The organism is Ruegeria sp. CE12, assembly GCF_056537525.1.
The window spans coordinates 150,487-173,194 of sequence record NZ_JBQFRS010000005.1 but is presented as its reverse complement, the minus strand read 5'-3'; the positions used below and the strand labels follow the sequence as shown (position 1 = coordinate 173,194).

At 57.5% G+C, this 22,708-nt stretch carries 16 protein-coding genes; 9 read left to right on the top strand and 7 right to left on the bottom strand.

Features of this window, described 5'->3' with window-relative positions:
• Positions 1 to 116: 116 nt before the first annotated feature.
• From ACR0IO_RS13770 to ACR0IO_RS13750, 5 genes are all read left to right on the top strand, one after another.
• On the top strand, positions 117 to 998 hold the full coding sequence (locus ACR0IO_RS13770) for a LysR family transcriptional regulator (protein WP_155148986.1): 882 nt from the start codon (positions 117 to 119) through the stop codon (positions 996 to 998).
• Positions 999 to 1,084: 86 nt separating this feature from the next.
• Positions 1,085 to 2,785 carry an NAD(P)H-dependent oxidoreductase subunit E gene (locus tag ACR0IO_RS13765; RefSeq protein WP_480742231.1) on the top strand — a complete coding sequence of 567 codons (1,701 nt, stop codon included), beginning with the start codon at positions 1,085 to 1,087 and terminating at the stop codon, positions 2,783 to 2,785.
• Between the two features lie 13 nt (positions 2,786 to 2,798).
• Entirely contained in the window at positions 2,799 to 5,582 is a 2,784-nt protein-coding gene (fdhF, locus tag ACR0IO_RS13760; RefSeq protein ID WP_480742229.1) for a formate dehydrogenase subunit alpha, read from the top strand.
• Positions 5,583 to 5,698: 116 nt separating this feature from the next.
• Positions 5,699 to 6,475: a cyclase family protein gene (locus ACR0IO_RS13755; protein ID WP_480742227.1), complete on the top strand. Its 777-nt coding sequence runs from the start codon at positions 5,699 to 5,701 to the stop codon at positions 6,473 to 6,475.
• Positions 6,476 to 6,618: 143 nt separating this feature from the next.
• The gene (locus ACR0IO_RS13750) at positions 6,619 to 7,140 is read left to right on the top strand and encodes a thioesterase family protein (protein WP_480742225.1); all 522 of its coding nucleotides are present in this window, start codon (positions 6,619 to 6,621) and stop codon (positions 7,138 to 7,140) included.
• 6 nt (positions 7,141 to 7,146) lie between these two features.
• Here ACR0IO_RS13750 and ACR0IO_RS13745 read toward each other — a convergent pair whose 3' ends face one another.
• The 4 genes from ACR0IO_RS13745 to ACR0IO_RS13730 all read right to left on the bottom strand — a co-directional run bounded on the left by ACR0IO_RS13745 (position 7,147) and on the right by ACR0IO_RS13730 (position 16,271).
• Complete coding sequence (locus ACR0IO_RS13745; protein WP_480742222.1) at positions 7,147 to 8,931, bottom strand: gamma-glutamyltransferase family protein; 1,785 nt, start codon at positions 8,929 to 8,931, stop codon at positions 7,147 to 7,149.
• 74 nt (positions 8,932 to 9,005) lie between these two features.
• Positions 9,006 to 13,094 carry a translocation/assembly module TamB domain-containing protein gene (locus tag ACR0IO_RS13740; RefSeq protein ID WP_480742220.1) on the bottom strand — a complete coding sequence of 1,363 codons (4,089 nt, stop codon included), beginning with the start codon at positions 13,092 to 13,094 and terminating at the stop codon, positions 9,006 to 9,008.
• The gene (locus ACR0IO_RS13735) at positions 13,094 to 14,899 is read right to left on the bottom strand and encodes an autotransporter assembly complex protein TamA (protein WP_155148997.1); all 1,806 of its coding nucleotides are present in this window, start codon (positions 14,897 to 14,899) and stop codon (positions 13,094 to 13,096) included. The genes ACR0IO_RS13740 and ACR0IO_RS13735 overlap by 1 nt, the downstream gene beginning before the upstream one ends.
• Before the next feature lie 148 nt (positions 14,900 to 15,047).
• The gene (locus ACR0IO_RS13730) at positions 15,048 to 16,271 is read right to left on the bottom strand and encodes a urate hydroxylase PuuD (RefSeq protein WP_480742219.1); all 1,224 of its coding nucleotides are present in this window, start codon (positions 16,269 to 16,271) and stop codon (positions 15,048 to 15,050) included.
• Between the two features lie 95 nt (positions 16,272 to 16,366).
• Between ACR0IO_RS13730 and ACR0IO_RS13725 the strand changes: the two genes are divergently transcribed.
• Positions 16,367 to 17,281 carry a LysR family transcriptional regulator gene (locus ACR0IO_RS13725; protein WP_480742217.1) on the top strand — a complete coding sequence of 305 codons (915 nt, stop codon included), beginning with the start codon at positions 16,367 to 16,369 and terminating at the stop codon, positions 17,279 to 17,281.
• A gap of 4 nt (positions 17,282 to 17,285) precedes the next feature.
• Here the strand turns inward: ACR0IO_RS13725 and uraH are convergent, their stop codons facing one another.
• Positions 17,286 to 17,642, bottom strand: coding sequence for a hydroxyisourate hydrolase (gene uraH, locus ACR0IO_RS13720; protein ID WP_480742216.1), 357 nt, complete (start codon positions 17,640 to 17,642; stop codon positions 17,286 to 17,288).
• Between the two features lie 209 nt (positions 17,643 to 17,851).
• Here uraH and puuE point away from each other — a divergent pair, with 209 nt between their 5' ends.
• From puuE to ACR0IO_RS13705, 3 genes are all read left to right on the top strand, one after another.
• Positions 17,852 to 19,270 (top strand): allantoinase PuuE, encoded by a 1,419-nt coding sequence (gene puuE, locus ACR0IO_RS13715; RefSeq protein WP_480742214.1) that lies wholly within the window; start codon positions 17,852 to 17,854, stop codon positions 19,268 to 19,270.
• Positions 19,267 to 19,752, top strand: coding sequence for an ureidoglycolate lyase (locus tag ACR0IO_RS13710; protein ID WP_480742213.1), 486 nt, complete (start codon positions 19,267 to 19,269; stop codon positions 19,750 to 19,752). Before puuE ends, ACR0IO_RS13710 begins: the two co-directional genes overlap by 4 nt.
• A 64-nt stretch (positions 19,753 to 19,816) precedes the next feature.
• Positions 19,817 to 21,244 carry a nucleobase:cation symporter-2 family protein gene (locus ACR0IO_RS13705; protein ID WP_155149009.1) on the top strand — a complete coding sequence of 476 codons (1,428 nt, stop codon included), beginning with the start codon at positions 19,817 to 19,819 and terminating at the stop codon, positions 21,242 to 21,244.
• A gap of 49 nt (positions 21,245 to 21,293) precedes the next feature.
• On the opposite strand, the gene ACR0IO_RS13700 is transcribed toward ACR0IO_RS13705, so the two are convergent.
• Together ACR0IO_RS13700 and ACR0IO_RS13695 are read right to left on the bottom strand one after the other, a co-directional pair.
• Positions 21,294 to 22,280: a type I glyceraldehyde-3-phosphate dehydrogenase gene (locus tag ACR0IO_RS13700; protein WP_480742211.1), complete on the bottom strand. Its 987-nt coding sequence runs from the start codon at positions 22,278 to 22,280 to the stop codon at positions 21,294 to 21,296.
• 54 nt (positions 22,281 to 22,334) lie between these two features.
• Complete coding sequence (locus ACR0IO_RS13695) at positions 22,335 to 22,658, bottom strand: hypothetical protein (protein ID WP_209016323.1); 324 nt, start codon at positions 22,656 to 22,658, stop codon at positions 22,335 to 22,337.
• Between the last annotated feature and the right edge of the window lie 50 nt (positions 22,659 to 22,708).

Here is a 22,708-nt window from a genome sequence, read left to right as displayed (position 1 = left end):
ACGCCAAATCTGTTTTTTACTGAGGCGATTCTGACATCCTGAACACCTCCGAGCTTTTCTCACAGGCAAATATCCCGCTAGAGTGACATTCGACCCGCCATCCGAGACTTCTCCGCATGATCGAAATCCGCGACCTTCAATTGCTCAGCGCTCTGGCGCGGCATCGACATTTTGCCAAGGCGGCTGAGGAGTGCGGGATTTCGCAGCCTGCGTTCTCGATGCGTATTCGCAACCTTGAGGATCGTCTGGGCGTCTCCATCGTCCGTCGCGCCAATCGGTTTCAGGGTCTGACTGAGGAAGGCGAGATGATCGTCCAGCGGGCACGTCGTATACTGGATGATACCAAGGCACTGGAACAGCAGGTGCTGGCGGCCAAAGGCGAGATCACGGGCACTCTCATCCTAGGTGTGATCCCAACCGCGATTGCATTTACCGGGCGGCTCACCAAGCGATTGCGGCAGGCGCACCCGCGTATTGTGACGCGCATCGAGACGATGTCCGCTTCCGCCATCCAGCATCGGTTGGACGAGGGGAGTCTGGATGCAGGCGTGACCTATGGCGATAGTATAGGGACTGACTTGCGTCAGGTGCAGCCGCTCTACGAAGAGACGTACGTATTGCTTGTTCCGACGCATATGACAGACGAAACCGGGCCGGTTCCCTGGGCGCGTGTGGCCGAGTTTCCTTTGAGCTTGCTGGAGCCTCAGATGCAGAACCGGCGCATTCTCGACCGAATCTTTGCTGATCAGGGGCTGCATCCCGATGTTGTTGCCGAAACCAGCGGATTTACAGCGTCCATGGTCATGGCGCGCGAAGGGTTGGCGGCAACTGTTGTACCTCGTGTACTGGTTCGTGCGCTGGGCGATCTCAAGGGGACGAAAGTGCTGCCTCTGGTCGATCCTGTTGTAAGTAAACCAATTTGTCTGGCGACGCTGACGCGGGATCCGGAATTGCCAACTGTCGAGGCTTTGCGAGCTGTGGTGACGTCTTTACGGTGATAATCTGTCGTTATCGTGCGATTGAGATTTGCGATTTGACGATATGCTACTCTGATGAGAGACGGATGTCTCATACGGAGGAAAGCATGGCACCACTGGATACCAAGCCATCCGACGCAAAGGGCGTTTGGAAGTCAGGTAAAGGCAAAGGGCGGCACACGCCCAAAGGCCGACAGTTTACGGATGAAGCACAGGCCGAAATTGCGCGCCTGCTGGGTGATCGCCCGCGTCGCCGCGACCTGCTGATCGAGTTCCTGCATTTGATTCAGGATGAACATGGCCATATCAGCGCCGATCATATCGCCGCACTGGCCGTTGAGATGCGGATCGGGCAGGCCGAGATTTACGAAACTGCGACCTTCTATGCCCATTTCGATGTGGTCAAAGAGGATGAAACGCCCCCTCCGGCGTTGACGATCCGTGTCTGCGATTCCCTGTCCTGCGAAATGGCTGGTGCCCAGCAGTTGCAGAAGGCGCTGGGAGATGGGCTTGATCCTTCCGAAGTTCGTGTGCTGCGCGCGCCTTGTATGGGCCGTTGTGACACCGCTCCGGTGCTCGAGATCGGTCACAACCACATCGACCATGCGACACCGGAAAAAGTGCAGGCTGCCATAGCTGCCGATGACACCCATGCTCATCTACCCGACTACGAAACCTTCGCGGCCTATGAAGCCGATGGCGGCTATGCCAAGCTGAAAGAACTGCGCGACGGCGGCGACTGGGAAAAAGTACAGGAAGATGTGCTGTCCTCGGGCCTGCGCGGCCTCGGCGGTGCGGGTTTCCCGTCCGGCAAGAAATGGGGCTTTGTTCGCATGAACGAAGGTCCGCGCTATCTGGCCGTTAACGGCGATGAGGGCGAACCCGGTACTTTCAAGGATCGCTACTATCTGGAGCGTACGCCGCATGTCTTTCTTGAGGGCATGCTGATCGCTGCCTGGGCGGTCGAGGCACAGACCTGCTTCATCTACATGCGCGACGAATATCCAGCCGTTCTGGAAATTCTGCGCCGTGAGATTACTGCGCTGGAAGAGGCCGGGATCGTTGAGCCGGGCTACATCGACCTGCGCCGGGGTGCCGGTGCTTATATCTGCGGTGAAGAATCCGCGATGATCGAGTCGATTGAGGGCAAAAAAGGTCTGCCGCGTCATCGTCCTCCGTTCGTGGCGCAAGTTGGGGTCTTTAACCGTCCAACGCTCGTGCACAATGTTGAGACGCTCTATTGGGTCTCGAAGATCTGCCGCGAAGGGCCGCAGATTCTGAATTCTGTTGAAAAGAATGGCCGCAAGGGTCTGCGCAGTTACTCGGTTTCGGGCCGTGTGGCGAAGCCCGGTGTTTACCTGCTGCCAGCAGGGTCGACCATTCTTGACGTGATTGATGCCGCCGGCGGCATGGCCGAAGGTCATGTGTTCAAGGCGTATCAACCGGGCGGGCCGTCGTCAGGTCTTCTCCCCTCCAGCATCGACGACGTCCCGCTCGACTTTGACACACTGCAGCCGTTGGGCACCTTCATCGGGTCCGCCGCCGTGGTGGTTCTGTCAGATCAGGATACCGCACGCGACGCGGCGCTGAACATGCTGCGCTTTTTCGAAGATGAAAGCTGCGGCCAGTGCACGCCCTGCCGGGCGGGCTGCGAAAAGGCGGTAAAGCTGATGCAGGCCGACAAGTGGGATCAGGACCTGTTGGAAGACCTGTGCCAGGTCATGGGCGACGCGTCCATCTGCGGTCTGGGGCAGGCCGCTCCGAACCCGATCCGCCTTGTCATGAAACATTTCGCTGACGAAATCTGAAGGAGACAGAGCCATGCTTGATGCAAGCCCAACCAAGACCGTCACCTTCAACCTGAACGGCGAAGACGTCACCGTGCCCGAGGGCTGGACTATCTGGGAAGCCGCCAAGGGGCAGGGGTTCACCATTCCGCACCTGTGCCACAAGCCGCAGCCGGGTTATCGCCCGGACGGCAACTGCCGCGCCTGTATGGTCGAGGTGGAAGGAGAGCGCACGCTGGTCGCCTCGTGTATCCGTCCTGCAGCAGAGGGAATGGTCGTCAAGACCGACAGTGACCGCGCCGAGAAATCACGCGCCATGGTCATGGAACTGCTGGTTGCCGACCAGCCCGAGGAAGCGCACGATAAATCGAGCCACTTCTGGGATATGGCCAAGCTGAACGATGTCAGCGACAGCCGTTTCCCGGCAAAAGAGGCCGACAAAATCCCGCTGCTGGACGACAGCCACGTTGCAATGCGCGTCAACCTGGACGCCTGTATCAACTGCAACCTCTGCGTCCGTGCATGCCGTGAAGTGCAGGTCAATGACGTGATCGGCATGGCCGGTCGCGGACATACCGCGCAGGTGGTGTTCGACCAGAATGACCCGATGGGCGCATCAACCTGTGTGGCGTGCGGCGAGTGCGTTCAGGCCTGCCCGACCGGTGCCCTGATGCCTGCAACTGTTCTGGACGACAAGCAGCAGGGCGACAGCAAGGACTATGATTCCGAGACCGAAAGCGTCTGCCCATTCTGCGGTGTGGGCTGCAAGGTCTCGCTGAAAGTCAAAGACGGCAAGGTCAAGTATGTCGAGGGCATCAACGGCCCTGCGAACGAAGGTCGCCTTTGCGTCAAAGGTCGCTTTGGCTTTGACTATATCCACCACCCGCACCGCCTGACCAAGCCGCTGATCCGTCGTGAGGATGCGCCAGCGAAGGGTCTGAACGTCGATCCGGGCAATCTGTCGACCCACTTCCGCGAAGCAACGTGGGAAGAGGCGATGGATTTGGCCGCCACCAAACTGAAAGCCCTGCGCGCCGAAGATCCGCGTTCAGTTGCAGGCTTTGGTTCGGCCAAATGCACGAACGAAGAAGCCTATCTGTTCCAGAAGTTCATTCGTCAGGGCTTCAAGCACAACAACGTCGACCACTGCACCCGTCTGTGTCACGCCTCTTCCGTTGCGGCGTTGATCGAAAACGTTGGTTCAGGAGCGGTGACCGCCACCTTCAATGAGGTCGAAAACTCGGACGTGGTTATCATCATCGGGGCTAACCCGATCGAGAACCACCCGGTTGCGGCGACCTACTTCAAACAGTTCACCAAACGTGGCGGCAAGCTGATCGTGATGGACCCGCGCGGCGTTGGCATGCGCAAGTTTGCTGACGAAATGTTGCAGTTCCGCCCCGGTGCCGATGTCTCGATGCTCAATGCGATCATGAACGTGATCGTCGAAGAGGAACTGTACGACAGCCAGTACATCCACCGCTGGACCGAAAACTGGGAAGCCGAGAAAGAGCATCTGCGGCAGTTTACACCCGAGGCGATGGCCCCGATTTGTGGCATCGAACCCGATCAGTTGCGCCGCGTAGCCCGCACCTTTGCACAGGCTAAAGCCGGTCTGATCTTCTGGGGTATGGGCGTAAGCCAGCACATCCACGGTACGGACAACTCGCGCTGTCTGATCTCGCTGGCTCTGATGACCGGCAATGTCGGTAAGCCCGGTGCAGGTCTGCACCCGTTGCGTGGCCAGAACAACGTGCAGGGCGCGTCTGATGCGGGCCTGATCCCGATGTTCCTACCGGACTATCAGTCGGTCACCGATGACAGTATCCGCGCGAAGTTCAATAACGTGTGGGACTCAGATGATTTCTCGAACGAGAAGGGCCTGACAGTCACCGAGATCATCGACCAAGCCTATGCGGGCAACATCAAGGGCATGTACATTCAGGGTGAAAACCCGGCCATGTCCGACCCGGATGTTGGCCACGCGCGTGATGCGCTGGCCAAGCTGGAGCTGATGATCGTGCAGGATATCTTCCTGACCGAGACCGCGAACTATGCGGACATCATCCTGCCGGCATCGGCGCTTTATGAAAAGAACGGCACTGTGTCGAACACCAACCGTCAGGTGCAGCGTGTACGTCCGGCCGTGGCACCTCCGGGTGAGGCACGCGAGGATTGGAAGATCACAGTCGAACTGGCACAGCGGATCGGTTTGAACTGGGATTACACCGATGTGTCTCAGGTCTTTGACGAGATGAAGCTGACGATGAACTCGCTCGACAACATCACTTGGGATCGTCTGAAGACCGAAACGATCACCTACCCCTCGCTCAGCGAGACTGACCCGGGGCAGGCGATTGTGTTTGGTGATGGCTTCCCGCGCGCTGACGGCAAGGCCCGGTTCACTCCGGCCAGCGTCATCCCACCGGATGAGGCACCGGATGAGGAATATCCGATGATCGCCACCACGGGTCGTCAGCTGGAGCATTGGCATACGGGTTCGATGACCCGCCGGTCGAATGTTCTGGACGCTGTTGAGCCGGAAGCGAACTGTTCGATGAACCCGCGAACGCTGAAACTGATGGGGATCGAACCGGGTGAAATGATCCGACTGACAACCCGCCGTGGCTCAATCGAGATCATGGTGCGGGCTGATCGGGCCATTGCCGAGGATATGGTGTTCATCCCGTTTGCCTATGTTGAAGCAGCGGCGAACATCCTGACCAACTCGGCCATCGACCCCTATGGTAAAATCCCCGAGTTCAAGTTCTCGGCGATCCGGGTCGAGAAGATCAAAGACGCCATCGCGGCGGAGTAATACCACTACCACTCACGAAGCAGGATCAGGCGGCCCGAAAGGGTCGCCTTTTTCACTTCTTGACAGTCGCTTACGCGCAGCCAACCCTTAGGTGGAGTGCAGCCGGGGAGGAATTCATGCCGCGCCGTTTTGTCGATCTGTCCGTACCTCTGGAAACCGGTATCGTATCGGACCCGCCGATCATGTTGCCGGAAATTGAGTACATGAGCCATGACCAGACTGCAGAGCAGGTCATGTCATTCTTTCCAGGACTGAAAAAAGAAGACCTGCCCGGTGGGGAAGGTTGGGCCATTGAACGGCTGCAGATCGCGACACATAACGGAACCCATCTGGATGCGCCGTATCACCATCATTCGACCATGAACAAAGGCGAGCGCGCGATCACAATCGACGAAGTCCCATTAGAATGGTGCATGAACCCCGGCGTAAAGCTGGATTTCCGCCATTTCGATGACGGCTACGTCGCCACCGCAGCCGATATCGAAGCCGAACTGAAGCGCATCGGTCACGAGTTGCAGCCGCTTGACATCGTTGTGGTCAATACTGCTGCCGGGACACGCTATGGCGAGGCTGACTATCTGATGAAAGGCTGCGGGATCGGGCGCGAGGCGACGCTCTATCTGACAGAGCGTGGGGTACGTGTAACCGGCACCGATGCCTGGAGCTGGGATGCCCCATTTCCTTTGACCGCGCAGGAATATGCAGAAACGCACGACCCCTCGATCATCTGGGAGGGACACCGCGCCTCGATGGATATCGGGTATTGCCACATCGAAAAGCTGACCAATCTGGAAGACCTGCCACCAACAGGGTTCGAGATTTCCTGTTTCCCTTTCAAGATCAAAGGTGCTTCTGCCGGGTTTGTACGGGCCGTGGCTATTTTTGAGGAATAGGTCTCTTTTCATGTAATTAGGTGTCTGACGCGTCCAATTTGGTCAGCGTACCGAACAACGTTGCGACCCAGATAGCGACGCAGGTTTTCGCGGCGGGCGCTCTGCTGCATCATGAGTGCATGAACACACGGAGGAAGACGTAATTGTCATCAGCTGAAACGACAGGAGCGGGATACGACGGGCCCTATCCCGCGCCGATCGAAGTTCATGGTTTTACCGCAAAACCAGAGTGGATCGATTACAACGGCCATATGAACGTCGGCTATTACGGGGTCGCCTTTGATAACGCGCTCGAGGTATTCATGGTTGACCATCTGGGTCTGGGTGAAGTGCAGGTGGCTCAGTCCGGGCAGGGCCCATACATAATCCAGTCGCATCTGCATTTTGTCCGAGAGGTGCTGGAAGGTGAGGCGTTCTATATCCGAATTCGCCTGCTGGATGCCGACCACAAGCGTGGGCACTACTTCGCAGAGATGTTGACTGAGTCCGATCACAGCCTGTGTGCAACGCAGGAAGCGTTGTTTATGAATGTCTGCCATGAAACGGGGCGCTCCATACCTTATCCTGACTGGGCTGCCGCTCGACTTGCGCAAATGGTGCAGGATCACAGCGGACTGGAGCCGGTATCCCAGATCGGCCAACCAATCGGAATTCGTCGGAAATAGTTGGGCTTAGCGCCCAATCGCATAGGCCTGCATCAGGCGCGGAGTCGCTGCGGCATGCAGCAGGCCGTCAGGCTGTCGGCGCGCCGCCGTCAATCTGCCCACAGTCCAGGGCTCTGCCTGTTCGATTTTGTGGCCGCGGGCCTGAAGGTTAGCGATGGCCTCGGGCCCAAATCCCGGCTCGATCATCAAATGCCCGGGCCTTGTTTCGCGAGGATAGAACGAACTTTGGAAGTGAGCTGTATGGAACAGCGGTGCATCAATAGCTTCCTGAAGGTTCATGCCATGATGAACCAGTCTTAGCAGATAGATGAGCTGCCACTGATCCTGTTGGTCGCCACCGGGTGTGCCAAAGGCAAGTTCGCTGCCATCAGGTGCACGTGCCATGCTGGGCGACAGGGTCGTACGCGGGCGTCGGCCGGGGGCTAGTGAGGTTGGCAATCCCTCCTCAAGCCAGAACATCTGAGCGCGGGTGTTGAGCGGCATTCCAAGCCCGGGAACAACCGGAGAAGATTGCAGCCACCCGCCCGAAGGTGTGGCGGACACCATGTTGCCCCAGCGGTCGATCACGTCCAGATGTACCGTATCGCCGCGCTTTTCAGTCAGATGTGCCATGGTAGGTTCCCCTGCGCCGATCTGATCTGCTGGCTGATAGGCTTCAGACGCATGGGTAAGCGCCGCATCGACCCAATGCTCATATCCGGGAAGACGACCCGGTCTTTGATCGGTTGATGCAGAAGCACTGATCAAAGCGCGGCGCGCATCTGCATATTCTGCTGACAGAAGTGTATCGATGGGAATGTCTACCTGTGTCGGGTCCCCGTAGTAAGCCTCACGGTCGGCAAAGTTGAGCTTCATTGCTTCAGTCACGAGATGGACAAACTCGACATCATCTGCGGCGTTCAGATCGAACCCGGCCAGCAGATTGAGCGATTGCAACAGCGTGGGTCCTTGGGTCCAAGCCCCCCCCTTCCAGACAGTCCAATCGTGATAGTTGGTTGAAATTGGGGGCTCATAACCGGCCTGCCAATTGGCCATGTCCTGCCCCGTCAGAACGCCTTTGTGCCGCTGGCCCGACGCATCCATAACGCAGGCGTCGCGTAGAAAATGGTCGATGGCCTCGGCAATGAACCCGCGATAGAAAACCTGTCGCGCCTTTTCGATTTGTGCGGTTCTATCGCCAACCGTTTCCGCTTCGTTCAGCAGCCGCTGCCAGGTTGCAGCAAGCTGCGCATTTCGCATCAACGCCCCAGCGTGCGGAGCCGATCCGCCCGGTACCCACGTATCATAGGAAGTCGGCCATTCTTCGTGAAAGAACTCAGCCAAACCGGCTATCGTATTGGCGACACGGGGCAGGGCCGGATGTCCCAACTCGGCATAGTGAATGGCCGGTTCCAGAATGTCGCGCAGAGGTAGTGAACCGTGATCACGCAGCGTGATCATCCACGCATCAAAGGCGCCGGGAATAACGGTGGCCAAAAGCCCTGTGCCAGGTATGCGCTGTAAACCCTGATCCCGGTAATGCGCGATCGTGGCCCCGGCAGGCGCGGTACCCTGACCGCAGACCATGGTTGGTGTTTCCGAGCCCGCAGGTTTGATCAGCATTGGCATATCGCCAAGCGGGCCGTTCAGATGTGGCTCAACCACATGCAGGACAAACCCCATGGCAGCGGCGGCATCAAAGGCGTTGCCGCCTTGTTCAAGGATCTTCATGCCGACGACAGATGCGATCCAGTGGGTGCTTGTCGCGACGCCGAAGGTGCCGGCAATTTCGGGGCGTGTGGTAAAGGTCATGATGGCTCGGCTGCTGTTTCAAGCCGATCCTGCATGCCCCTGACAGAGGGTCAAGTCACCGCTGCGAGAGGCGTTTAGTAGTCGCGTTCGAAAAAGATGCCAATGCCGGTTTCTCCACGTCCGTCTACCGTGCCACGTACCGTGAAACTGTCCGTGACATCGAGGTTCAGGTTCACCTCGGTGTCACCCTCAGTATTCACAGTAAAATCGGTGTAGAGATTGTCACTCAGATACGCGCCGGCACCCAGACGGCCAGCGCCGCCTTCGGTTGCGCCAATATCGATCGTATCGACACCGGTTGCGTCCCTCAGACCTTTGGTCGCGTCCCCGCCTGCGCCGCTCAACTGCGCCAGAGAAGCTGCCATCTGGGCGATAACGAATGGGGAGAGTTCTGAGAAGCGGTTGCCGAACAACAGCATCGCCAGCGCTTCTTCTGCCGGGCGTTCCGGGTCCGAGAAGACGTCAACTTCGGGTGAATCCAGCGGACCGGCGATTTCGATTGTGGCAGTGCCATCAGACGTACTGGTCGAAGATTCGAACTCGATATAGGGCGTCAGGTCGCCTTGCAGCGTGACGATGCCTTTGGTCAGGGCCAGTCGGCGCCCGAGAATGTCGATGTTACCCCGGATCAGTTCGATCTGCCCCGATGGAACGACGGCGGCCGTCGTCCCTCCGATCTGGATGCGGCCGCCGAGTTCAGCGTTTACACCACGACCGCGTACAAAGACTGCTTTGGGAGCTGACAGGCCAATGTCCAGAGCGATGCGCGAGTTGCTTTTTTTGGCGCCTTCCACTTCGACCAGTCCGGCCCGTTCCCGGGTGACATAGCTGGCACTGCTTTCGTTCAGGTGTTCGATCTCGGGGATCGGTGCCGCGCCGACGGCACCGGTAGCCGCGGCAAGATTGATATTGGTTTCGCCAAAGTTGATCTGCCCGGCGAGCGAGCTGTTCCCCGCCAGTGCCCCTGTCAACGCAATTTGGCCGTTCAGGATCGTTTCGTACAGCAACTGATCTGTCAGCACGAGATTGTTGAGCGCCGTTGTGATCTGCGCATTGAAGGGTGGTTTGAGATCTACAGGACCACTGACCGTAAAGTTCCCTCCGGCACGGACCCCACCCTGCAGCGAGACCGTGGCCCGGCTTTGCGCCAGATCGACCGATCCACCGATGCCGGTAAAGGTCAGGCCGACATCCGGGATTGCCATCGAGGTGCCCGAAGTGGTGACCGACCCGCTCAGCGCATCCAGCGACGGTTTACCTTTCAGCGCCAGATTGAACTGAGCGGTTCCATCGATCTTGTTGGGGGTGATGAAGATATTCGCAATACCGATATTCACGCTGCCCTGAGCGGTCAGGTCGGCCTCGGTTGTTGCCTCGTCAAAGGTGCCGGCCACTTTGCCATTGATGCCTGCCGGGCCTTCTGCGCTCGCATCGATCGTCCATTCACCGTTGTCGCGCTTGGCGCTGCCTTTGGCTGCAAGGCTGCCCGGGAATTCTGGTGCAAAACGTTCGATACGATTGAACTTCGCATCGAAGTCCAGATCGGCTGCGCCGTTGGTATCGACTGTGCCGACTAGATTTGCATATGAGCTATCGGGCCCCTGAAGCCGTGCAGTGCCCTCAATCCCGGTGTCTGTCGGGGCCACGTTCCCATCCAGTTTCAGCGGTCCAGACAAAGTGGCTGACAGACGGCTGAGATCATCCAATGCAGCAGAGAAATTCAGTCCACCAGCGTCCCGATCCAGTTGACCCGACGCGTTGGCGGACAAGGCTGTTCCGCTGAGGCGGAAGTTTCGGATATTCAGCCCCTGATCGTCATTCAATGCGTCTACCGTGAGTGTGGTGCGCCCCTGGATAAGAGAATCGACTGTATCGATGCCGGTTTTGATGTCGTTGGCATCCACACTGCCCTGAATATCAAAGGTCTTGCTGCCCTTTGCACCTTTGCCTTTTGCATTCGCTTTGACCGATCCAGCCAAATCCCGACCGGCAAGACCAGAGAATAAAGACAGATCAGGTGCGTTGACCTGCGCCTGCCCATCGACGGACAGGTTGCCAGTAAGGTCATCGATTGTAGCCGCAACACGCGCGGTCAGCGCTTTGCCATTGACGGTGGCATTTCGGATTACCACCTGATCGCCGGATTTGGCGCCGTCAAATTTGATGGTTGTACGTCCGGTCAGCAGCGGGTCAAACTCTGCCATGCCGGTTTGGATGTCATCACCGGTTACGCTGGCTGTGCCGTCGAACTCGAGTGTCTGAACCGTTCCTTTGCCGTCGAGCTGCGCTTGCAATGCACCTGACAGTTCTCGCTGCGCGAGGCCTGAGAAGATCGACAGATCGGTGGCGTTTACACTGGCTTGCCCGTCAATGGTCAGGTTCCCATCCGGGGTGGTGACATCTCCATTCGCCTGTGCATTGAGGGTTTCACCAGTGATGGTGAACTCCCGAATGGTTACACCGTCCGATCCGCGTTTGCCGTCGAGTACGATGTCGGTTTCTCCGGCAATTACCGGATCAATGTCATCGCGACCGGTGGAAAGGTCGCGCCCGCTGACAACCAGCTTGCCGTCAAAACTGCCTTCCAACGGCGATCCGTTGCCTTCAACCCGAGCCGAAGCGGATCCGCCAAGGTCGAGTTTGGCGAGTTCGGAAAAGCGCGACAGGTCGGTCGCCTGCAACGAAGCAGAGCCATCGATCTGCAGACCGGTTGCGAGCCCACTGATCAGCGCATCGGCCCCAAGTTCATAGTCGCTTCCGACCAGTTCAAAGCCCGACAGCCTAAGCGACTGATCGCTTCCATAGTCGAACTGACCATCCAGTGTGATGCGATCACCAATGGCGGTATTGAGCGCGGGATCGGCCATATCGATCCCGTCGAGTGCCGCCTGCAGGTCACCATCGACGCTCAGGCCGCTGGTCTGATCCAGGGTCCCCTGACCGGTAATACGCGCGTGGTTCAGACTGATCTGACGCGCGTTGACGTCGTCTGCCGTAACGCTCAGATCCCAGAGATTGCCGTTCTTTGCGTCGAACAGTGCCGAAATCTGGGCTGCACCAATCGAAGTGTCACCACCGCTGACCGGCAAAACTACCTTGTCTCCATCAGGCGGCGTGATGCGGCCCTGCAATGCAGCCAATTGCAATTTGCCACCTGCTGCAAGACTGAGTTGGCTTTCCAGTTTCAGCGCCTGTGAGGTGATTTCGATATCCGAAATATCCAGCGCACCATCGGAATGGGTTTGCCCATCGACGAACAAGCGTGTGTCTGTGCCAAAGAACGTATCCATGTTCTCAGCCAGAAACGGGGTCAGGTCGCCATTCAGATCGGCAGTGAAGGCGATGCCATCGGTGGATGTCTCATTTGTCTGATCTGCACTGCGCAATCGAACCTGACCGGAGACCCGATCAACATTGTCGCTGCTCAATCCGATGTCTGCAGTAAAATCGGTGACCGGGCCCGATCCCTTGGCGGTCAACCCGATTGGAGGACTGTCGGGAATACCCAGCGCAGTTGAGATCAGGCCGCCAGTCGCTTCGGCCACAGTCAGATCCAGATCGATCTGCCGCGTTTCATTCTGGAACCCGGCGGCCAGATTGATTGAATCTCCGGCTCGATCCAACCGGTTGATGGCTAGATTTGTATCCAGCGCGCCATCCGCGAGCGATAGATTGCCGTTCACCGCAAGCTCAGCGGCCACGCCGATCAGCGGCTCGCCCAGCGAGACTTCGTCAATGCGTATCTCGCCAATTTCGATGGATACGGGGAGCTCAGGAAGCTGAAAGGGCTGGGTCTCTGCCGAGGTGGGTTCTGCCTCTTTTGTTGTCGTACCGGGTGCCCGGGCGACATCAATCTCTTCTGCGGTCAGAGCGTTTACCGAGAACCGGCCGCGTATAAGTGCCAGCCGGTTCCAGTCCAGCACCGCGTTTTTAACCGTTAGCCAGACGCCTTCGTCATCCGCGACCGTAATCTCTTCGATAGTTGCACGAGAACTCAGCGCGCCCTGCAGCCCGATAACCTTGATGTTCCGGTCTTCCCCGGACAGCGTGTCCTGCAGGAAATTTTCGAGCATGCTGCCGCCGCCATCCTCCTGCGCCTGCACTGCAACAGGCGCTGCGACCATCATGGTTGTAAAGACCAGAGGATATGAAACGCGTCGCATCAAAAGGCTTGTCCGATCCCAAGATAGAATTGCAACCCATCGCCGGTATCGCCCTGAACGGGGTAGGCCAGATCAAACCGAAGCGGCCCGAAGCCGCCCAGATCATACCTGACGCCGATCCCCGCACCTGAATGGAATTCTGCATCTGCGGTTACGAAGGACGAAGTATCGACCATACCGTAGTCGTAAAACCCAACCAGCGACAACTTTTCTGATACTTTGCCGCGCACTTCACCCGAGAAGCCAAGGAAAGACTTACCGCCCGCAACCCCTGTGCCAACAGGAATGCCCAGACTCTCATAGGGTTGACCGCGAACCGTTCCGGCCCCGCCCGAGAAGAACAGAAAGTCAGGTGTCACACCATCTGCCGGAGGTCCGATTACAGACCCAAGCTGTATGCGACCGGCCAGGACCAGCCGACCAGAAGTGCGAAGATCCGTGTAGGCGCGACCGTCAAAGAATAGCCGCAGACCTGATTTGGTTCCTGAAACGCCAACGAATGGCATGGCCTGGCTATCCAGATAAAAGCCGCGCGTAGCACTTACCTTGCTGTCGCGTTCATCCCATTCAGAACGGAACGGAACGATAAAGTATCGAAACTTGCGGCCATCACCATATGCGTCATCTGCGTTCGATACCGAGAAGCCAACGGCTGCTTCGGCATAAAGCCTGTCAGAGAATGTGCGACGAGCACCATAGGCCAGCGAGGCTACGCTCACATTGTAATTCTCTGTGTTTCTGCGTTCCAGCAATGCGCTCCAGAAGGTGTTGTCATCCGGACCCAGACGATCGGGTTGATCAAGGCGCAGGCCGATGCGGCCATCGATATCTTCGGCCCCGCCTATGTTTCGGATGGCAGCTTCAAAGCGTAGCCGCTCGGCTCGTTTAAAAACGTTACGGTGGGTCCAGGTTGCTGTGACGTCGAGACCATCCCGGGATGCAAGCTCGACACCGAATGTCAGCCGACGTTTGGGCAGATCTTCGAATGTTGCATCAAAATCCAGCGTGCCATCGGGATTGGGTGTATCGCGCTCCTGAATCGAAACGACACTGAATGTTCCGGTGCGTCGCAACCGCGTGCCGACCTTTTGAATCTGTTGCGGTGAATAGACCTCGCCCGTCGGAAAACCGGCGATCTTTTCAATCGAACGGGTGCGGACATCCGTGTCGCCATGGATGAACATCTTGCCAAATGTCAGCCGACGTCCGGGATCAAGATCAATCTGGGCATCCAGACGTGCCTGAGCGTGACGTGCGATGACCTTTTGATCGGCCACATCGGCCTTTGCGTGACCTGCATCCCGCCAGCCCTGTACACCAGCCGAAGCGGCCTGTTGAATCGCACCGGTGGTTGCACGTTTTCCAGTGGCAAAATCAGCAGGCAGTTCGGTTTCGGGGGCCAGTGGTTGCACCACGGCGGTTCCGAAGTTGTATGGAGGCCCGGGATCAACAGTGATCGTGGCGCGGTTGATTTGCGCAGGCACGGTCAGAGAGCTGATGGTTGCAGCCTCTTGCCCATCCAGTTTGATGCTGACAACCGGGGCGAAATACCCTTCGTCATACATGATCTGAACGATCGTGCGGTAATCGGACAGGGCGGCAGACAGAATCTCCAGTGGCGTATCAAGTCCACGCGCTTCGGCAGTTGTAACCGACGAGGTTTCCTTAAGGCGCTCAACCAGCTCCTTGGGGGCTCCGGGGGCCGTAAGTGTGGTTTCAAGTGCGAACAGAGCGGTTGGCGCCAAAGCCGTCAGAGTGCCCAAAAGCCAGCACCCCAGAATGCCTCGCGGCCTGCTTCTCTGCATCAGATGGCTCCAACTGCCCCTAGTCGAAATCACTCGCGCCGCATTGTGTCTTGCTGCAGCTCGTTAAATTCATGTTAGAGCATTTGAACCCGTTCAGGGAAAGAGGTTTAGTGCGCTGGACGGTATTTTGACCTGAACTGTGGTCGCTTTACAGGCCCGCGTTTCTGAACCAGCGAATGATGGCTTCGCGATCTTCGGGTTCCATATAGGTCACGTTGGCAGGGGGCATTGCATGTGTAACGCCCGCCTGCAGATAGATTTGCTGCGCATTTCGTGCGATGTCGCCTTCGGTTTCCAGCAGAACGCCTTTGGGAGCCCATAGAATGCCTTCCCAAACCGGTTCGCGGGCGTGGCACATGGAACAGCGGCCCAGCACGATATCGTGCGCCTCTTCAAACCCGTCCGCGGCCGCGAATTTCTGTTCATAAGGCGTCAGCGGCTGTGCCTCGGCCTCTTCCAGCGGTTTGTACATGGGGGCAGTGGACAGCCACATGATTGCGATGAACAACAGCGCGGTGACCAACCACGTCCATGTCGGGTCACCTGCACGTGCGTGTCGGGTGTTGAAGTAGTGCCGGATTGTGACACCCATCAGGAAGACCAGTGCCGCAATGATCCAGTTGTATTCGGTCGCGAATGCCAGTGGGTAATGGTTCGACAGCATCAGGAACACGACCGGTAATGTCAGGTAGTTGTTGTGCGTTGATCGCAGCTTGGCGATCTTGCCGTATTTCGGGTCGGGCGTGCGGCCGTTCTTCAGGTCATCCACTACGATGCGCTGGTTCGGCATGATGATGAAGAACACGTTTGCGGTCATGATCGTGGCGGTGAAGGCACCAAGGTGCAGCATCATCGCGCGGCCGGTGAAAATCTGGTTGTATCCCCAACCCATTGCCACCAGCAGAACGAACAGCAGCACCATCAACAGGGTCGGGCGCTCTCCCAGACCGGATTTGCAGAGGAAATCATAGACCAGCCAACCCACAGTCAACGACGCAGCCGAGATCAGGATGCCCTGCCATAGGGCCAGATCGGCTTTCTGCGCGTCGATCAGATACAGTTCTCCGCCCACCCAATAGATGATCATCAGCAATCCGGCCCCGCTGAGCCAGGTTGCATAGCTTTCCCATTTGAACCAGGTCAGGTGGTCCGGCATCCGTTCGGGTGCCACAAGGTATTTCTGGATGTGATAGAAGCCACCACCGTGGACCTGCCATTCCTCCCCATCAGCGGGTCCGGGAATATCCCGGTTCAGGCCAAGATCTAGCGCGATGAAATAAAAGGATGATCCGATCCACGCGATGGCGGTAATCACGTGCAGCCAGCGCACAGCGAATGCCATCCAGTCCCAGAACACGGCGAAGTCGTACATGCAGATGTCTCCGATTGCTTGCGGCCACACTAGGCAAGCGGGCTTTTCTTCGGTATTCCCGTATATTGTCAAACTGTATCAAAAAAAACGAGAAGATGTCCTACCTCGATAACATCCGAACCTTTGTCAGGGTCTACGATCTGGGCAGCATGTCTGCAGCCGGGCGCGATCTGCGTATCTCACCTGCGGTAACTTCGGCGCGGATTTCGCAGTTGGAAGACCATTTGGGCGTGCGCCTGTTCCAGCGAACCACCCGGAACCTGACGCCGACCGAACAGGGGCGGGCCTTCTATCCCGGAGCTGTTGGGGTTCTCGATGCCGTAGACGAGGCCGAAGCACAGGTCGTGCATCTGACCGAAGCGCCGCGGGGGTCATTGTTTGTCGCCGCACCTCTGGGGGTGGGGCGTCGATTACTTGCACCGCATGTCCCTGACTTTCTCTCAGAATATCCTGAAATCGATGTCCGGCTGCGACTGACGGACCGATCAGTTGATCTGACGACCGAGGGTCTGGATCTGGCGTTTTTCATCGGACAACCCGAGGACAGCACGTTGCGTATCCGCAAGATTGCGGACTGTCAGCGCGTGCTGTGCGCGGCACCAGACTATGTTGAACGTCGGGGTATGCCAGAAACAGGGGCGGACCTGATCTCGGACGGGCATGAGTGTCTGAATCTGCGCTTTCCCGGGGCTACCGAGTTTCAATGGTTGCTTGAAACGTCCGAAGGGCCAAAGCGGTTCGCAGTCTCGGGCCGCTTTGAATGTGATGACGGTGATGTGCTGACTGATTGGGCGCTGTCAGGGCAGGGCATCGCGATGAAACCGGTATTTGAGGTGGCTGATCATCTCAAGGCCGGACGCCTTGTGAAAGTAGCTGCACAAACGCCTCCGGTTCCGGTGCAGATGGCGTGTTTGTACACCCATCGCCGCCACCAGGACCCGAAGGCGCGTCTGTTCATGGACTTTATGATTTCGCACATTGCGAAAGTGGTTAAGAGCGCAGAAACCTGAGCGATCAGCTGCCGCGATAGGTTGAATACCCAAAGGGCGACAGCAACAGTGGCACGTGATAATGCGCCTCTTCATCTGACATGCCAAACCGGATTGGGACCTGATCCAGGAACAGGGGGTCTTCTGCCGCTTGACCTGTCGCACGCAGATAATCACCGGCGAAAAAGATCAGTTCATAGGTGCCAGGCTTGAATTTCTCTTGCGGCAGGATCGGGCTATCTGTCCGGCCATCCGCGTTAGTTTCCATCTCGACCAGTTTCTTGTGCGAGTTGCCGGATACCCGATAAAGCGCGATCTTCAGGCCTTCTGCCGGGCAGCCGCGGGCCGTGTCCAATACATGGGTTGTCAGATAGCCTGCCACGGTCATCTCCTGTTATCCTGTCGATATTCCCGTTTGCCGCATGTCGCCAACCTTGGCAAACAAGTTTGGTTTGACACAGTCTCAATTGAATTCACAGACTTTGGGAACGCAGAAAGAAATGGAAACAGCGTTCGGATTGATTTGATAATCGTCTGCCGTTTTCTGCGCTATTGATTGAATATTGTAACAAGACGAAGACGGAACACAGCATGCAGCCCCCTCGTTACCCCCGTGATCTGATCGGATACGGAGCCAACCCGCCTGATGCGCAATGGCCTGGTGGTGCAAAGCTCGCTGTACAGATTGTACTGAACTACGAGGAAGGTGGTGAAAACTGCGTTCTGCATGGGGATGCCGCGTCCGAGGCGTTTCTGTCTGAGATCGTGGGCGCGGCGCAATGGCCGGGTCAGCGCCACTGGAACATGGAATCCATCTATGAATACGGCGCGCGTGCAGGGTTCTGGCGATTGCACCGGTTGATGAAGGACTTGCCAATCACTGTCTATGGCGTGGCGACTGCACTGGCGCGCTCACCCGATCAGGTTGCCGCGATGCAAGATGCAGGCTGGGAAATTGCCAGCCATGGGCTGAAATGGGTCGAACACAAGGACATGCCCGAAGACGAAGAGCGTGCACAGATTGCCGAGGCGATCCGTCTGCACACCGAAGTCGTGGGGGAACGCCCGCGTGGCTGGTACACAGGCCGCTGTTCAGAAAACACCGTTCGGCTGGTCGGTGAAGAAGGCGGGTTTGCCTATGTCGCGGATACCTATGCTGATGATCTGCCTTATTGGACGCAGTCAGATGGGCACGATCAGTTGATCGTGCCTTATACGCTGGATTGCAACGATATGCGCTTTGCAACGCCGCAGGGGTTCAATTCAGGCGATCAGTTCTATTCCTATCTCAAGGACAGCTTTGATGCGCTGCACGAAGAGGGCGAGGCGGGTGCACCCAAGATGTTGTCGATAGGCCTGCATTGCCGCCTGATCGGACGTCCCGGGCGTGTCATTGCCCTCAAGCGGTTCCTGGACTATGCGCGCGGCTTTTCTGATGTGTGGTTTGCGACGCGGTTGCAGATTGCCGAACATTGGGCCGAGGCCCATCCGCCACAGCATCATCCAAAACCCTCGCAGATGGGGCGGGAAGAGTTTGTGCAGACCTATGGCGGGATTTTCGAACATTCGGCATGGATTGCCGAGCGTGCCCATGATCTTGAACTTGGCCCTGCACATGACACGGCCGGAGGATTGCACAACGCTTTGACCCGCATGTTCCGCTCAGCTTCCGAAGCGGAGCGGTTGGGGGTACTGACGGCGCACCCGGATCTGGCGGGTAAGCTGGCACAAGCCAAGCGCCTGACCCAAGAAAGCACGTCTGAACAGGCCTCTGCCGGTTTGGATGCACTGACCGATGAGGAACGAACCACGTTCACCGAGCTGAACAGTCAGTATACGGAAAAATTCGGTTTCCCTTTCATCATTGCTGTACGGGATCACGATAAGGCGTCGATCCTGCAGGCTTTCCACCGGCGGATCGACCACGATCGCACAACTGAATTTGCCGAAGCCTGCCGACAGGTTGAACGGATCGCCGAATTCCGTCTGCGGGATGTGCTGCCGTCATGAGCCGCCAGATCGTGATTGAGCCGATCTCGGCAGAGGCATTCGCTCCGTTTGGTGACGTTATCGACACATCCGGAGCACCCGATAAGATCATCAATCAGGGGCAATGTGGCCGATATCATGACCGGGCCGCACTTGATTTCTCGGACGGGCGCGCCGGTATCAGCCTATTCGACGCTAACCCACGGGAACTGCCTTATCGACTGGAGATGGTTGAACGGCACCCCGATGGAAGCCAGGCGTTCCTACCGATGACGCACCAACCCTTTTTGGTCATCGTTGCGCTGGACGAAGGTGGCAAGCCGGGTCAGCCAAAGGCGTTTTCGACGCTGCCCGGGCAGGCGGTGAACTATCATCGCGGTACATGGCATGGTGTTCTGACGCCATTGCACGGACCCGGTCTGTTTGCTGTGGTCGACAGGATCGGCGCAGGAAGCAATCTCGAAGAATACTGGTTCGACACGCCCTATGAGGTCGTGCCGTAACCCAATGAAGCCGCGGGATAAGCGGCAATAACCCCGTGAAATCTGAACTGGGAGGACAGTACTCATGGCCGAAACTTCAATAGGAACACCCGAACAGCTTCGGGATCCAAACTATACACCGGCACTGCACAAGGCGATCCCGTTGGGTATCCAGCATGTGCTGGCAATGTTCGTCTCGAATGTTACGCCTGCCATTATCGTTGCAGGGGCGGCAGGCTTCGGGTTCGGATCGAATTCGCCCGATTTCCCTGAACTTTTGTATCTGATCCAGATGTCGATGCTGTTTGCGGGTATCGCAACGTTGTTGCAGACGATCACTCTGGGCCCAGTAGGGGCGGCCTTGCCCATCGTTCAGGGGACAAGCTTTGCCTTCTTGCCGATCATGATCCCGCTTGTTGCGGGCAAAGGCGTTGATGGACTTTCCGCGCTGTTCTGTGGCGTGATCGTCGGCGGAGTGTTTCACGCTTGCCTGGGGGCGGTGATCGGTAAAATCCGGTTTGCTTTGCCGCCGCTTGTCACCGGCCTCGTTGTTACCATGATCGGTCTGGCGCTTGTCAAAGTTGGTATCCAGTATGCAGCAGGTGGAGTGCCAGCCATCGGAACGCCGGAATATGGTTCAATGCTGAACTGGTCTGCGGCGATGGTTGTTGTTGTCGTTACCCTCGCGCTGAAGTTCTTTACCCGGGGGATGCTCTCGGTATCGGCTGTTCTGATCGGTCTTGCGGTTGGTTATGCCTATGCGCTGATGGTGGGGATGGTTACCTTCGAGGCGATCGGCACAAGCTGGAGCCGTGCGTCGGCCTTTGCGCTGCCCGTTCCGTTCAAATACGGCTTTGAGTTCTCGTTTGCAGCGGTGATCGGTTTTTGTCTGATGGCGTTTGTCTCGGCGATTGAAACCGTAGGGGATGTGTCTGGAGTGACCAAAGGTGGTGCCGGGCGCGAAGCGACGGATAAAGAGATCGCAGGCGCCACCTATGCTGATGGTTTTGGTTCGGCTCTGGCCGGTGTGTTCGGTGGATTGCCTAACACGTCCTTTAGTCAGAATGTCGGCCTGATTGCGATGACTGGCGTGATGAGCCGCCATGTCGTCACCATCGGTGCCTTGTTCCTGATCCTGTGCGGTCTGGTTCCCAAGGTTGGTGCAATCATCCGCACCGTCCCGATCGAAGTGCTGGGTGGCGGTGTGATCGTCATGTTCGGTATGGTTGTGGCGGCCGGTGTCTCGATGCTGTCCGATGTCGACTGGAACCGGCGCAATATGGTGATCTTTGCCATCTCGCTTTCCATCGGGTTCGGTCTTCAGCTTGAACCGGATGCGGTTCAACACCTGCCAGATACGCTTGGCATTCTGATGAAAAGCGGCCTGCTGCCTGCAGCGTTGATTGCCATCGTCCTCAACCTGATCCTGCCCGAGGAACTGGCTGAAGAAGCAACCGAAGAAGTGTCGGGCGGTATGGCTGGCCACGGGTCGGGAAGCCTGCCTGGCGAATAGTGTCGGGATGAGAAAGCAGATCGCAGCGCGAGCCAGCGCTGCGGTCTGATCAGGTATCAGCCATCAGACGGGCAACATCCAGCATGCGTGCGGAAAAGCCCCATTCATTGTCATACCAGCCAAACACGCGAACCTGGTTCTGGCCCACCATTCGGGTTTCCGGACCTGCAATGACCAGAGATTCTGGGCGCGCGCGCAGATCAGATGACACCAGCGGCAGATCGGTCCAGCCGAGCACAGGTGAATCCTCGATAGCATTGCGCAAGCTCGACAAGAATTCTTCAGCGCTCATGCTTTTCTCTAGCGTCACGATCAGATCCACTGCCGAAACACTGGCGGTTGGAACACGTACCGCTGCACCGGATATGCGACCCGCCAGATGCGGTAAAACAACATCGATCAGATGTGTTGCGCTTGAAGTCGTTGGGACCATGGACATGGCTCCGGCACGGGAGCGGGCCAGATCCCCACGCGGGGCATCCACCATGGGCTGGCTGTTGGTGTAGCAGTGGATCGTGGTCATGTGACCCGATGCGATGCCACCCAGGCCATCCAGCAACTTGACCAGCGGAGCAAGCCCGTTGGTGGTGCACGAAGCGTTTGAGACGATCCGGGCGGTGCCCAATTCATCTTCGTTGGCACCCAACACAATTGTTGTTTCAGCTGCCGGCGATGGACCTGAGATCAGGACCTTGCTGGCACCTGCGCTCAACCCCCGGCGCGCGACATCGGAGCTTCGTGCAATACCGGTGCAATCAAGCATCACATCGACGCCGGTCAGGTCCACTCGTGTCAGATCGGAGCTGTGGGACATCGGAATGAAATGGCCGTCAATCACAAGCGCCGCGTCACCTTCCAGCACCGTTCCGGGATATGGGCCAAATGTGCTGTCGTACTTGAACAGATATGCGCAGGTTTCCAGTGGTGCGATATCGTTGATCAACACCAGCTCGATGTCAGATTCTCTTGGCAGGGCCAGAACCTGCCGCAGAATTGTACGACCAATACGGCCGAATCCGTTGATTGCGAGTCTCATGCGCAAGCTATGGCAGGCCGCCGGGGCGACCTCAATGGCTGTTCTGACGCAGTGTCAGTTGCAGCTGACTTGTGAGAAGAACTGACCCGAGATGTTCTGATACATGCTGGGCACAATCGGCTTGCACCCGGTTGCTTTCTGGATCGCTGCAATCGCCTGAATTGTGCGCAGGCGTGGCGGCGGGCCAAAGGGATTCAGGTTGTTGTTGTCGCGGGTTGCGCGATAAATGACCGGAGAGTCCGACACCTGAGTAACAGCCCAGGTGCGGCTCATGACAAAGACGGATTTGGTCGTTTCCTTGGCTGCAACGGGTGCAGCGTCGACAGCTGCAAGCGTGGCAATCGCGGCAAGTGTCATCAAAGGTGTACGCAGTTTCATGGACCAATCTCCAATACTCGAAAAAGGAATTTAGAGTTATTTCAGCAAAT